We start from the raw sequence: 12,433 nt of genomic DNA, 5'->3' as shown, positions 1-12,433 counted from the left end.
GGTGCCATGCGTGAAGGCGGGCGCTCACGCGCCGGCGGGGGGAGCCGGGTCCTCGGGGGTCCTGCCGTCCTCCCGGCGCTTGATCTCCTCCTCGCGGCGGCGGAGGTCCGCCTCCCAGTCCTTGAGGAGCGCCTCGTCCTTCGTGTTCTCGTCCTTCAGCGACCTGAGGAAGTCCGGGTTGTCGTCGGGCGCGACCCACGTGGTGCGGTGGGAGCGATGCCACTCGGAGGGCGTGCGTCCCCCGGCGGGCGGCGTGCGCAGTCTGCCCGCGGCGAGCCAGACGATCGGGCCGACGATCCAGAACAGCAGGATGATGAAGATCCAGGCCACCTTCGGCAGGTGCTTCGCCTCGTCCTCCGGGGTGTTCAGGCAGTCGATGAACGCGTAGATCGTCAGCGCCAGCGGCAGCAGGTACATCAAGGCCCTGAGCATCGTGGAAAGTCCCCCGAGATGAGATGGGGAGGCGCTGTCCCGCCCCCGGTGACGGGCCCAGGGTAGCGGGTGGCCGATACTGGACGGCATGGCTTACGACGATCTTCGCTCCCTGCTCCGGGCTCTGGAGCGCGAGGGCGATCTCAAGCGCATCAAGGCCGAGGTCGACCCGTATCTGGAGGTCGGCGAGATCGTCGACCGGGTGAACAAGGCGGGCGGGCCCGCCCTGCTCTTCGAGAACGTCAAGGGGTCGTCCATGCCCCTCGCCATGAACGTCTTCGGGACCGACCGGCGCCTGCTCAAGGCGCTGGGGCTGAAGTCCTACACCGAGATCAGCGACAAGATCGGCGGCCTCCTCAAGCCTGAGCTGCCGCAGGGGTTCGTCGGCATCCGCGAGGCGTTCGGCAAGCTCGGCACGGTGACGCACCTGCCCCCGAAGAAGGTGAAGTCCGAGAGTGCCCCCGTCCAGGAGGTCGTCCTGACCGGCGACGACGTGGACCTCGACCGGCTGCCCGCGCTCTTCACCTGGCCCGAGGACGGCGGCTCCTTCTTCAACCTGGGGCTCACGCACACCAAGGACCCCGAGACGGGCATCCGCAACCTGGGGCTCTACCGGCTGCAGCGCCACGACAAGCGCACCATCGGCATGCACTGGCAGATCCACAAGGACAGCCGCAACCACTACCAGGTCGCCGCGCGGCGCGGTGAGAAGCTGCCCGTCGCCATCGCCTTCGGTGCGCCGCCCGCCGTCACCTACGCGTCGACGGCGCCGCTGCCCGGGGACATCGACGAGTACCTCTTCGCCGGCTTCGTCCAGGGCAAGCGGATCGAGATGGTCGACTGCAAGACCGTCCCGCTCCAGGTCCCCGCGCAGGCGGAGGTCGTGATCGAGGGCTGGCTGGAGCCGGGCGAGATGCTGCCGGAGGGCCCGTTCGGCGACCACACCGGTTTCTACACCCCGCAGGAACCCTTCCCCGCGCTGACGATCGACTGCGTGACGATGCGGAAGCGGCCGCTGCTGCAGTCGATCGTCGTCGGCAGGCCGCCCACCGAGGACGGGCCGCTGGGGAGGGCCACCGAGAGGTTCTTCCTGCCCCTGCTCAAGATCATCGTTCCGGACATCGTGGACTACCACCTGCCCGAGGCGGGCGGCTTCCACAACTGCGCCATCGTCTCGATCGACAAGAAGTACCCCAAGCACGCCCAGAAGGTCATGAGCGCCATCTGGGGAGCGCACATGATGTCGCTGACCAAGCTGATCGTGGTCGTGGACTCCGACTGCGACGTCCACGACCTGCACGAGGTCGCCTGGCGGGCGCTCGGCAACACCGACTACGCGCGGGACCTGACGGTCACCGAGGGTCCGGTCGACCATCTCGACCACGCCTCCTACCAGCAGTTCTGGGGTGGCAAGGCGGGCATCGACGCGACGCGCAAACTGCCCGAGGAGGGGTACACGCGGGACGGGGGCTGGCCGGAGATGGTCGAGTCCGACCCGGAGACGGCGGCGAAGGTCGACCGCCGCTGGAAGGAGTACGGCCTGTGAGCGCCTCAGCCTCGGCCTCGGCCGGCGCCGTACCGCAGCCGCGGAGCAAGCCCCGCGCGTTCCTGCGGCTGGTGATGATCGAGCACTCGGTCTTCGCGCTGCCCTTCGCGTACATCGCCGCGCTGACCGCGATGTTCCAGTTGGACGAGAGCATCCACTGGGGCACGCTGCTGCTCGTGACCGTCGCCATGGTCGGGCTGCGGACCTTCGCGATGGCGGCCAACCGGATCATCGACCGGGAGATCGACGCCCGTAACCCGCGCACCGCGGGCCGGGAGCTGGTCACCGGGGCGGTGTCGGTCAGGTCGGCGTGGACCGGGGCGCTCGTGGCGCTCGTCGTCTTCCTCGGCGCCGCCGCCCTGCTGAACCCGCTCTGCCTGGTGCTGGCGCCGGTCGCGGTCGTGCCGATGGTCGTCTACCCGTACGGCAAGCGGTTCACGAACTTCCCGCACGCGATCCTCGGCCTCGCGCAGGCGATCGGCCCGATCGGCGCCTGGCTGGCGGTGACCGGGAGCTGGTCGTGGGACGCGGTGATCCTGGGGCTGGCCGTCGGGATCTGGATCGGCGGCTTCGACCTGATCTTCGCCTGCCAGGACGTGCAGGCCGACCGGGCCCACGGGGTGCTCTCCTTCCCCGCCCGTTTCGGTATCCCGGCGGCCCTGTGGGGTGCGCGCGTCTGCCACGTGGTCACGACCGGTCTGCTGGTGTGGTTCGGACTGGCGACCGACGCGGAGATCTTCTACTGGATCGGCATGCTGGTCGTGGCCGTGGCCTTCGTGTACGAGCACCGGGTCGTGCGGCCGCACGACCTGTCGAGGCTCAACCGGGCCTTCTTCTCGGTCAACGGCTTCATCGGGATCGCGCTGTTCGCCTGCGCGCTGCTCGACCTGCTGGCGCGCGGCCTCACACCGTGACACGTCCGGGGTCCCGCGGCCGGCGAGGGCGACGGAGGAGGAACGCCGCCGCCACCCCGCCGATCAGCCCGAAGAGGTGGCCCTGCCAGCTGATGCCGGAGTCGGTCGGCAGCACGCCCCAGAGCAGCGAGCCGTAGACCGCGGCGACGACCACGCCGACCACGATGTCCAGCGGGCGGCGGTCGACGAAGCCGCGGACCAGCAGGTAGCCGAGCAGGCCGAAGACCACGCCGGACGCCCCGAGGGTGACGGTGTCCGGCGGCGCCGTCAGCCACACGCCGAGACCGCTGGTCACGACCACGACCAGGACCACCGCGGCGAACCTGCGTATGCCGCCGAGCGCGGCGATGAAACCGAGGACCAGCAGCGGGACGCTGTTGGACGCCACGTGTTCCCAGCTGCCGTGCAGGAAGGCGGCCGGCACGACGTCGGCCAGCTCGGCGGGCTCGCGGGGGCTGACGCCGTAGGTGTCGAGGGAGTTGCCCGTCGCGACGTCGATGCCCTCCAGCACCCACAGCAGCGCGACCCAGGCCAGCATGACCGCGCCGGCCGTGACGGCCCGTGCGGTGGCGCTCGTGCGCGTGTCCGTCATGGGCACCCCCTGTCCATGGCTGTTGCTCCTGTCGCTGCAACGTACGAGGACCCCGGCCCGGTTCCTGACGGGCGGCCGGGGTGCGGCCCGCGCCGACCTGACCCGGACGGGAGGCCCGGTGCCGGATAGGCTCGGCGGTGTGACAGCCGGGACTTCAGTGACTCAACAGCAGCGCAGGCCTTGGATTGTCGGGGTGTCGGGAGCGTCGGGCACGCCCTTCGCGGCCTCCGTCCTGCGCGGGCTGCTGGACGCGGGTGAGAGCGTCGACCTGGTGGTCAGCCGGTCCTCCCGGCTGACGCTGCTGGACGAGACGGGGATCGCCTTCCGCGACGCGCACTGGCAGGACGACCTGCGGACGTGGCTGGCACGCGGGGCGGACGGGAAGCCCGACAGCTTCCGGCCCGACGTCGGGGCCGTGCGCCACTGGGCGGCCGGTGATCTGGCGGCCGGGCCCTCGTCCGGGTCGTACCCGGCGAAGGGGATGCTCATCGTCCCGGCGTCGACCGCCTGTGTGGCGGGGGTGGCGCTGGGGCTCTCGAAGGACCTGCTGCAGCGGGCCGCGAGCGTGACGCTCAAGGAGCGGCGGAAGCTGGTCGTGGCGGTGCGCGAGACCCCGCTGAGCGGTTCGACGCTGAAGCAGATGGTCGCGCTGGACAAGGCGGGCGCCGTGGTGCTGCCCGCCTCTCCGGGTTTCTACGCGGGGGCGACGCACATCCAGGACCTGGTGGACTTCGTCGCCGGGCGGGTGCTGGACGCGGCGGGAGTGCCGCACCAGCTCTACCGCCGGTGGGAGGGGGAGCTCGGTGGTGGCTCCCGGGGCTGATCCGGTGGGGTCAGCGCTTCTTCCCCCCGGCCCGCCGGGTGCGGGTGCGGTCGACGCGCTGGGCGGCGGCGGGCTGGTGGGCACGCGAGCGGTTGGCCAGGTCCTGCAGCTCGCGCATCCGGGCGTAGGCCATCTCGATCGTGTACACGGTGAAGATCACTCCTGAAGATTCGTAAGCGTTTATCGGGCTACGGAAGAGATTTGCAGGCCGTAAGCCCTGTTGTGCCTTAGATTCTACACGTAAGCTCGCGGTACTGCTGAACAATGGAAGGTTTCAGTCATATGGACGCGGTGGACAGGCAGCTCATCCAGGCCCTCAGAGAGAACGGCAGGGCCTCGTACGCCGAGCTGGGGCGGCTCGTCGGGCTCTCCGGGCCCAGCGTCACCGACCGCATCAACCGGCTGGAAACCGCCGGTGTCATCACCGGCTACCGCGCGACCGTCGACTCCGCGTCGCTCGGCCTGGGCGTCACCGCGCTGATCGGGATCTCGCTCTCCGACGCCGCCGACCACGAGGACGTCGCGCACCGGCTGAAGGACCTCGCGGAGATCGAGGACTGCTGGTTCATCGCGGGCGACGACTCCTTCATGCTCAAGGTGCGCGTGGGCGACGTGGACGGACTGGAGAGGACGATCCGCAGGCTGAGCGGCACGAAGGGGGTCTCCAGGACCCGTACGACCGTCGTGCTCTCCACCAAGTGGGAGAACCGGGTCGGTGAGCTCCCCCACGAGGACTGACCCGGGGGCGGGGGTGCTTCCGCCCGAAACGCGGGGGAGTACGGTTGGCTGCCGGATCGGTAACGCACCGACATTTCGGTGACGCAGAGACATACGGAGGCGCCCAGGTGGACGCGGGACTCAAGCGCGAGCTGGAGGAGAAGGTCCGGGCCGGCGAGCGGCTGACCCGCGAGGACGGGATCGCGCTCTACGAGTCCGACGACCTCGCGTGGCTCGGCGGGCTGGCGCACGAGGTGCGCACGAGGAAGAACGGCGACGTCGTCCACTTCAACGTCAACCGCCACCTCAACATGACGAACGTGTGCACCGCGTCCTGCGCGTACTGCTCGTTCCAGCGCAAGCCGGGCGAGAAGGACGCGTACACGATGCGCATCGAGGAGGCCGTCCGGCTCGCGAAGGCGATGCAGGGCGAGAACCTCACCGAGCTGCACATCGTCAACGGGCTCCACCCCACCCTGCCGTGGCGCTACTACCCCCGTTCGCTCAGCGCGCTCAAGGAGGCGCTGCCCGAGGTGGCGCTCAAGGCGTTCACGGCGACGGAGATCCACCACTTCGAGACGATCTCCGGGCTCTCGGCCTCCGAGATCCTCGACGAGCTGATCGACGCCGGTCTTGAGTCCCTGACCGGCGGCGGCGCGGAGATCTTCGACTGGGAGGTCCGCCAGCACATCGTCGACCACAACACCCACTGGGAGGACTGGTCGCGCATCCACCGTCTCGCGCACGAGAAGGGGCTCAAGACCCCGGCGACGATGCTGTACGGGCACATCGAGGAGCCCCGTCACCGCGTCGACCACGTGCTGCGGCTGCGGGAGATGCAGGACGAGACCGGCGGCTTCCAGGTCTTCATCCCGCTGCGCTACCAGCACGACTTCGTGGACATGAAGGACGGCAAGGTCCGCAACACCCTCCAGGCGCGGACGTCGATGGCGACCGGCGCCGAGGCGCTGAAGACCTTCGCGGTCTCGCGGCTGCTCTTCGACAACGTCCCGCACGTCAAGGTGTTCTGGGTGATGCACGGGGTGCAGACCGCGCAGCTGGCGCTCCAGCACGGCGCCGACGACATGGACGGCTCGGTCGTCGAGTACAAGATCACGCACGACGCGGACGACTACGGCACGCCGAACAAGCTCGGCCGTGAGGACCTGCTGGACCTGATCCGCGACGCGGGCTTCCGCCCCGTGGAGCGCAACACGCGCTACGAGATCCTGCGCGAGTACCCGGGACCCGACGCGGACCGGCGCGAGACCCCGCAGCCCATGCGCGTCTGACGCCGGGCGCCTCTCGCGGGCGCTCGTTGCCTCGTCCCACCGAAAGTCCTGTCCCACCGAAAGACCTGTCCCACCGAAAATCCTGTCGCACCGAAAGCCCCGGCCGTTGTCCACGGCCGGGGCTTTCTCGCGGGGCGGACACCGGTTGATGTCCCGTGCACGTAATAGTTAATCTGTCTCTATGGCGCTTACGTTTGAAGTGAATCCCGCGTTCGACCGGGCCCTGCGGGACGACATCACCGCGCTCTGGGTCGACGTCACGAACTCCGGGGGTGCCGTCGGCTTCGTGCCGCCCGTCACCGCCGACGCGGTCCGCCCGGAGCTGGTCAAGCACCTGGCCGGCATGGCCGAGGGGCGCACCCACCTCGTCGTCGGGCGGGACGGGGACGGTGCCGTGGCCGCCACCGCCTTCCTCACCCACAACACGCACCGGCTGATGCGGCACTGGATCGGTGTCTACACGGTGATGGTGCACCCCCGGCACCAGGGGCAGGGCTTCGGGCGTGAGCTGATGGCCGCGGCGGCCGACGCCGCCCGCGCGATCGACGGCATCCGCGCGGTGCGGCTCACCTGCCGCGGCGGCACCGGGGCGGACCGCTTCTACGCCTCCTGCGGGTACAAGGAGGTGGGCCGGATCCCTGACGCCATCCGGGTCGCCGAGGACGACTTCCGCGACGACGTCATCATGCTGCTCCCGCTGTTCCGGTAGGGGTGCGCCCCCGGGCCGCGCGGGCCCGTCCTCGGGCGGCGCGTCCTCGCCGGGAGCCGCCGGACGCGCCGGACAACCCTGTGAACTGATCGAATTCGGGGCATGCTTCACTGGTCGGGCAGAACCATGACCGCGCGACCGTGGAAGTCGTACGAAGAGAGAAGGCCAGCCGTGTCCGCTGCCAAGCCGAGCGCAACGATCCGCTACACCGCGATGCGCCTGCTGATCTTCGTGGGCTGCTTCTTCGTCGCGGGTGTCGCGGTCCACTTCGGCGTGCTGCCCTCGGGCGTCGGCGGCTCCAACGTCGTCTGGGTCCTCCTCCTCGGCCTGGTGCTCTCCGCGCCCCTCAGCTACATCCTGCTGCGCAAGCAGCGCGACGAGATGTCCGAGCAGCTCGTCTCGACGGTCGACCGCACCAAGGCCCGGCTCGAGGCGAACCGGACCCGCGAGGACTCGGTCGCCGGGTAAGCGCCGCGTAAGGTTCCTCACACCGCGAACCCGTACAGACGAAGCCCCGGACGGGAGCAGCCGCTCCCGGACCGGGGCTTCGGCGTGTCCGGACATCCACGCGAGAAAATGATCAAGAAGCGTACCTTTGAGGTTCCCAAAGTTGCAGTGTTAACGTATTCGCCATGACGACTGCCCCGCGCACCCACCACGCCCTGAGCGTCCCGCTCGTGGTGCGCCTGCACGTCGATCTCTGCCGCTGTATGTCCGCGGTCTGTCGCCGCAACGTCTGAACCGGCATCATGCAGCGGCGCCGCCCCTGACGCGGGCGCCGCACCCCCGTCCCCCGTTCCACCGCACGACCGTACGTCCGTCCCCCGTACGCCCCGTCGCGTCACATCTGGAGTGTGTCCGTGTCCGCGAATTCCGCACCCACCGCCGAGACCGAGGCCGGCAAGCCGTCCGGTTCCGGCTTCCGCATACCCAGCGTCCCCTTCTGGGTCCAGATCGTCGCCGGTCTGGTCCTCGGTGTCCTGCTCGGGTGGCTCGCCCGCAGCCAGGACGTCAGCTGGCTCGTCACCACGCTCGACAAGGTCGGCGGCATCTTCGTCCAGCTGCTGAAGCTGGCCGTCGCGCCGCTCGTCTTCTTCGCGATCCTGGTGTCCATCACCAACCTGCGGAAGGTCAACAACGCCGCGCGGCTGGCCACCCGCACGCTCCTGTGGTTCATGATCACCTCGCTGATCGCGGTCGCCATCGGCCTCGCGATCGGACTGATCACCAACCCGGGCGCGGGCACCGGCCTCACCCCGAAGGACGGCGCCAAGCCCGAACACGCGGGCTCCTGGCTGGACTTCCTGACCGGCATCATCCCGACGGACATCATCACGCCGTTCACCGAGCTGAACGTCCTGCAGATCGTCTTCATGGCGGTCGTCGCCGGAATCGCCGCCCTGCAGCTCGGCGAGAAGGCCAAGCCGATCCTCGCCATCAGCGAGTCGGTCCTGGAGCTGCTCCAGAAGGCCCTGTGGTGGGTCATCCGCCTCGCCCCGCTCGGCACCGTCGGCCTCATCGGCTACGCGATCGCCACGTACGGCTGGGACCTGATCGGCAAGTACGCGACCTTCACCGCCGACGTCTACATCGGCTGCGCCCTGGTGATGTTCGGCGTGTACCCGCTGCTCCTGGCCACGGTCGCCAAGGTCAGCCCCCTGCAGTTCTTCAAGGGCGCCTGGCCCGCGATCCAGCTGGCCTTCGTCTCCCGCTCGTCGGTCGGCACCATGCCGGTCACCCAGAAGGTCACCGAGCGCCTCGGCGTCCCGAAGGAGTACGCCTCCTTCGCCGTGCCCTTCGGCGCCACGACCAAGATGGACGGCTGCGCCGCGATCTACCCGGCGCTGGCCGCGATCTTCATCGCGCAGATCTTCGACGTCCAGCTCGGGATCGGCGACTACATCCTGATCGCGTTCGTCTCGGTGATCGGTTCGGCGGCCACCGCCGGCCTCACCGGCGCCACGGTGATGCTGACCCTGACGCTGTCGACGCTGGGCCTCCCGCTGGAGGGTGTGGGCCTGCTGCTCGCCATCGACCCGATCCTGGACATGATGCGCACCGCCACGAACGTGGCGGGACAGGCACTGGTTCCGGTCATCGTCTCGGCGCGGGAGAAGATCCTGGACCACGACGCGTACAACTCGGCGTCGGCCTCCCCGGTCGACGAGCCCGAGGTCGAGGACGCCAGGCCCGCCGGGGTCCCGGTCGCCGCCTGAAGGCCGTCCCGCACCGCACACGCACCGGGAGCGCCCCCGGCCCTACGAGGCCGGGGGCGCTCCCGCGTGTGTGCGGTCGCACACCATGCGGTGCGCGGGGGAGGGGGCCGACGGCGGACGGGCAATCGGCCACGGGGGCCGGATCGGATCAGCGGGGCGCCGTGTGCGCCCGCCCGGCGCCGTAGTCTTGCCGAGGAGTAGCGCAGTGGGGGCGGAGGGGATGTCTGACGTGAGTGCAGTGAAGAGCAAACGGATGCCGCGCGCGGTGCGTGAGCAGCAGATGATGGACGCGGCCGTGCAGACCTTCGGGCAGCGCGGGTACCGCGCCGCCTCGATGGACGAGATCGCCGAACTGGCCGGGGTATCCAAGCCGTTGGTCTATCTCTACCTCAACTCCAAGGAGGAGCTCTTCACCGCGTGCATCCGGCGCGAGTCGAAGGCGCTGGTGGAGGCCGTGACGGCGGCGGTCGAGCCGGGTCTTCCGGCGGACCGGCAGCTGTGGGCGGGGCTGCGGGCGTTCTTCACGCACACCGCGGAGAACCCCGACGGCTGGGCGGTGCTGCACCAGCAGGCGAGTTCGCACGGGGAGCCGTTCGTCAGCGAGGTCGGGGCGCTGCGCAGGGAGATCGTTGCGTTCGTGACGGGTCTGATCGGGGCGGCGGCCCGCGAGGCGCACCATGATCCGGCTCTGCCCGACCGGGACGTGGCGGGGCTCGCGCAGGCACTGGTGGGCGCCGCCGAAGCGCTCGCGGGGTGGGCCAACGTCACGCCCGGGGTCTCGGCCAAGGAGGCCGCGTCGACCCTGATGAACTTCTCGTGGGCCGGCCTGGAGAACCTCATGCACGGGCGCGGCTGGCAGTCCCGGAACGACTGAGGGGCGCCGGGCCGGCCCCGGTGGTGGTCCCCGCCCCGGTGGTGGTCCCGGCCCCGCTGCACCCGGCGTACGCGTCCGGCCCCGGCCTCAGTCCTCCCTCGTCGCGCGCCCCGTGAGGTGGACGCGGCTGCCGTCGCGTACCTCGAAGTCCGGCCCGGACGCGGCGTAGGTGACGGTGGCCGGCAGCAGCACGGGCGCCCTGAAGTCGGCCCGGAGGGAACGGATCCGGCCGGGACCCGGGGCTCCGCCTCCGCTCTCCTGGGCCAGGCAGCGGGCGACGGTCCACATGCCGTGCGCGATGTGCCGGGGGAAGCCGAACAGCCGGGCCGTCAGCGGGTGGAGGTGGATGGGGTTCCGGTCGCCCGACGCGGCGCCGTAACGCCGTCCCAGGCCGGTGGGCAGCCGCCACTCGGCCACGGTGGGCAGTCCGGCCGCGGTCCCCCGGGGACGGGGAGACGTGCTCACGGATGGGGACGGCCGTCCGGTGGCACCCGGCTCCCCGGTCGCGTGGCGGGACAGGTATCCGCTGCGGGACTCCCAGACGAGGGCGCCGTCGAGGCGGGCCTCCGTCACCACGGTGACCTCCGTGCCCCGTCGATGGGGCGTCAGGGAGTCGGCGTACACCGTGAGTTCGAGGGGATCGTGCGGGTGGAGGGCCCGGTGTCCGGTGATCTCGATCCAGGTGTGCACGAGGCCGAGGACCGGGAGCGGGAAGCCGCGCCCGGTCATGACCCGCATCGCCGACGGGAAGCCGAGGACGTGAGGGTAGGTGAGCGGCAGTACGCCCGGTTCGGCGAAGCCGCAGACCCTGGCGTACGCGGCGAGCGGCCCGGGGGCGACGCGGGGGAGCGTGAGCACCTCGCGTCCGGCGGGCAGTACGGCGCCGGGCCGCCCGGCCCGTCTGAACGGTGAGGTGACGGCTCCGCGCAGCAGGGAGAGGCCGAGGCCGGTCATCGGTCAGGCCCCCAGCAGGCTCTGGCCGCAGACGCGCACGACCTGGCCGTTGACGGCGCCGGACCCGGGCCCGGCGAACCATGCGACGGTCTCCGCGACGTCGACCGGGAGGCCGCCCTGCGAGAGGGAGTTCATCCTGCGTCCCGCCTCCCGGATGAACAGCGGTACGGCGGCGGTCATCCTCGTCTCGATGAACCCCGGGGCGACGGCGTTGACCGTGACCCCGTGGGCGGCGGCCGCGCGCGGCGCGAGCGAGCGGACCATGCCGATGATCCCCGCCTTGCCGGCCGCGTAGTTCGTCTGGCCGGCGTTCCCGGCGATCCCGGCGATGGAGGCGGTGGCGACGATCCGGCCGCCCCGGTTCACGGCGCCCGACTCCAGCAGGGCGTCCGTGGTGCGCAGGACGCTCTCCAGGTTGACGTCGATGACGGCGGCCCAGCGGTCGGCCGCCATGTTGGCGAGCCGCCGGTCGCGGGTGATGCCCGCGTTGTGGACGAGGACGTCCAGGCCGCCGGGGGCGGCCGCGGCGATCCGCTCGGCGGCGTCGGGTGCGGTGATGTCCAGCGGCAGGGAGCTCGCCCCGAGCCGGCCGGCGGTGCGCGCCAGTTCGTCCCGCACCTGGGGCACGTCCAGGCAGATCACCCGCGCGCCGTCCCTGGCGAGTACGGACGCGACGGCTTCCCCGATGCCGCGGGCGGCTCCGGTGACCAGGGCGGTGCGGCCCGACAGAGGCGCCGCCTGGTCGGTGTCCTGGCCGGGGGCGTCGGCGGTGAGCTCGACGACCTGGCCGCTGACGTACGCGGAGCGAGGCGACAGCAGGAAGCGCAGCGTGGACCCGGCCGATGCCGGGGCGGCTCCCGGGGCGAGCCTGACGAGCTGCGCGGTGGAGCCCCTGCCGATCTCCTTGCCGAGCGACCGGACGAACCCTTCGAGCGCCTGCTGGGCGGCGGCCTGGTGGTGGTCGTCGGGGGAGGCCGTGGTGCCGAGCACGACGACACGGCCGTTTCCGGCGAGCGACCGCACGACGGGGTGGAGCGCCGCGTGCACGTCGGCGAGCCCGGCGGCCGTGATGACCCCGGTCGCGTCCAGGACGATGCCGGCGGGGCGTTCGGCGCTGTCGGTGACCTTCAGCCCGGTGGCCTCCAGCACCGGGGCGAGCTGCCCGGGCCAGGCGGAGTCGCCGGCGGTGAGGTGCAGCAACGGGCCGTCCAGGGAGGGGGTTTCGGCAGACCAGCGGCGCAGCGCCGTCGGCGCGGGCAGCCCGGTCCTGCGGGTCAGGAAGCGGCCGGTTGCCGTGCCGGTGAAGTGCAGATAGCGGTCGGCCATTGTCCAGACTCCTGCTCGGTCGTAGATTTACCGTTGAG

The 12,433-nt window shown here is 71.0% G+C and carries 14 protein-coding genes; 9 read left to right on the top strand and 5 right to left on the bottom strand.

Translation table 11 applies throughout. The features are described 5' to 3' along the window. Positions 1–24 precede the first annotated feature (24 nt). The gene (locus tag OHT61_RS13950) at positions 25–432 is read right to left on the bottom strand and encodes a PLD nuclease N-terminal domain-containing protein (RefSeq protein WP_329038340.1); all 408 of its coding nucleotides are present in this window, start codon (positions 430–432) and stop codon (positions 25–27) included. An 88-nt stretch (positions 433–520) separates the two neighbouring features. Here OHT61_RS13950 and OHT61_RS13945 point away from each other — a divergent pair, with 88 nt between their 5' ends. Together OHT61_RS13945 and mqnP are read left to right on the top strand one after the other, a co-directional pair. Next, the gene (locus OHT61_RS13945; RefSeq protein ID WP_329038337.1) at positions 521–1,978 is read left to right on the top strand and encodes a menaquinone biosynthesis decarboxylase; all 1,458 of its coding nucleotides are present in this window, start codon (positions 521–523) and stop codon (positions 1,976–1,978) included. After that, positions 1,975–2,892 carry a menaquinone biosynthesis prenyltransferase MqnP gene (gene mqnP / locus OHT61_RS13940; protein WP_329038336.1) on the top strand — a complete coding sequence of 306 codons (918 nt, stop codon included), beginning with the start codon at positions 1,975–1,977 and terminating at the stop codon, positions 2,890–2,892. The genes OHT61_RS13945 and mqnP overlap by 4 nt, the downstream gene beginning before the upstream one ends. On the opposite strand, the gene OHT61_RS13935 is transcribed toward mqnP, so the two are convergent. Continuing rightward, the gene (locus OHT61_RS13935) at positions 2,882–3,484 is read right to left on the bottom strand and encodes a rhomboid family intramembrane serine protease (RefSeq protein ID WP_329038335.1); all 603 of its coding nucleotides are present in this window, start codon (positions 3,482–3,484) and stop codon (positions 2,882–2,884) included. The two genes, mqnP and OHT61_RS13935, sit on opposite strands and share 11 nt — an antisense overlap. A gap of 157 nt (positions 3,485–3,641) precedes the next feature. Here OHT61_RS13935 and OHT61_RS13930 point away from each other — a divergent pair, with 157 nt between their 5' ends. Continuing rightward, a complete protein-coding gene (locus OHT61_RS13930) occupies positions 3,642–4,307 on the top strand; it encodes a UbiX family flavin prenyltransferase (protein WP_329038333.1) in 666 nt (221 codons plus the stop codon). 10 nt (positions 4,308–4,317) lie between these two features. On the opposite strand, the gene OHT61_RS13925 is transcribed toward OHT61_RS13930, so the two are convergent. After that, a complete protein-coding gene (locus tag OHT61_RS13925; protein WP_329038330.1) occupies positions 4,318–4,467 on the bottom strand; it encodes a hypothetical protein in 150 nt (49 codons plus the stop codon). A gap of 122 nt (positions 4,468–4,589) precedes the next feature. On the opposite strand from OHT61_RS13925, the gene OHT61_RS13920 reads away from it, so the two are divergent. From OHT61_RS13920 to OHT61_RS13895, 6 genes are all read left to right on the top strand, one after another. Beyond that, positions 4,590–5,045, top strand: coding sequence for an Lrp/AsnC family transcriptional regulator (locus OHT61_RS13920; protein ID WP_329038328.1), 456 nt, complete (start codon positions 4,590–4,592; stop codon positions 5,043–5,045). Between the two features lie 107 nt (positions 5,046–5,152). Continuing rightward, entirely contained in the window at positions 5,153–6,316 is a 1,164-nt protein-coding gene (gene mqnE, locus OHT61_RS13915; RefSeq protein ID WP_329038325.1) for an aminofutalosine synthase MqnE, read from the top strand. 181 nt (positions 6,317–6,497) lie between these two features. Next, positions 6,498–7,025, top strand: coding sequence for a GNAT family N-acetyltransferase (locus OHT61_RS13910; protein WP_329038323.1), 528 nt, complete (start codon positions 6,498–6,500; stop codon positions 7,023–7,025). Positions 7,026–7,196: 171 nt separating this feature from the next. Then, positions 7,197–7,493, top strand: a complete 297-nt coding sequence (locus OHT61_RS13905) for a DUF4229 domain-containing protein (RefSeq protein ID WP_329038321.1) — start codon at positions 7,197–7,199, stop codon at positions 7,491–7,493. Between the two features lie 392 nt (positions 7,494–7,885). After that, complete coding sequence (locus OHT61_RS13900; protein WP_329038319.1) at positions 7,886–9,241, top strand: dicarboxylate/amino acid:cation symporter; 1,356 nt, start codon at positions 7,886–7,888, stop codon at positions 9,239–9,241. A 253-nt stretch (positions 9,242–9,494) separates the two neighbouring features. Then, positions 9,495–10,115 (top strand): TetR/AcrR family transcriptional regulator, encoded by a 621-nt coding sequence (locus tag OHT61_RS13895; protein WP_329043247.1) that lies wholly within the window; start codon positions 9,495–9,497, stop codon positions 10,113–10,115. 87 nt (positions 10,116–10,202) lie between these two features. Here OHT61_RS13895 and OHT61_RS13890 read toward each other — a convergent pair whose 3' ends face one another. Continuing rightward, positions 10,203–11,069 carry a MaoC/PaaZ C-terminal domain-containing protein gene (locus OHT61_RS13890; RefSeq protein ID WP_329038316.1) on the bottom strand — a complete coding sequence of 289 codons (867 nt, stop codon included), beginning with the start codon at positions 11,067–11,069 and terminating at the stop codon, positions 10,203–10,205. A gap of 3 nt (positions 11,070–11,072) precedes the next feature. After that, positions 11,073–12,395, bottom strand: coding sequence for a 3-oxoacyl-ACP reductase (locus OHT61_RS13885; RefSeq protein WP_329038315.1), 1,323 nt, complete (start codon positions 12,393–12,395; stop codon positions 11,073–11,075). Between the last annotated feature and the right edge of the window lie 38 nt (positions 12,396–12,433).

The sequence above is a fragment of the Streptomyces sp. NBC_00178 genome (genome assembly GCF_036206005.1).
GTDB lineage: Bacteria > Actinomycetota > Actinomycetes > Streptomycetales > Streptomycetaceae > Streptomyces.
The sequence above is the reverse complement of the archived record's forward strand: the minus strand, read 5'-3'. Positions and strand labels throughout refer to the sequence as shown.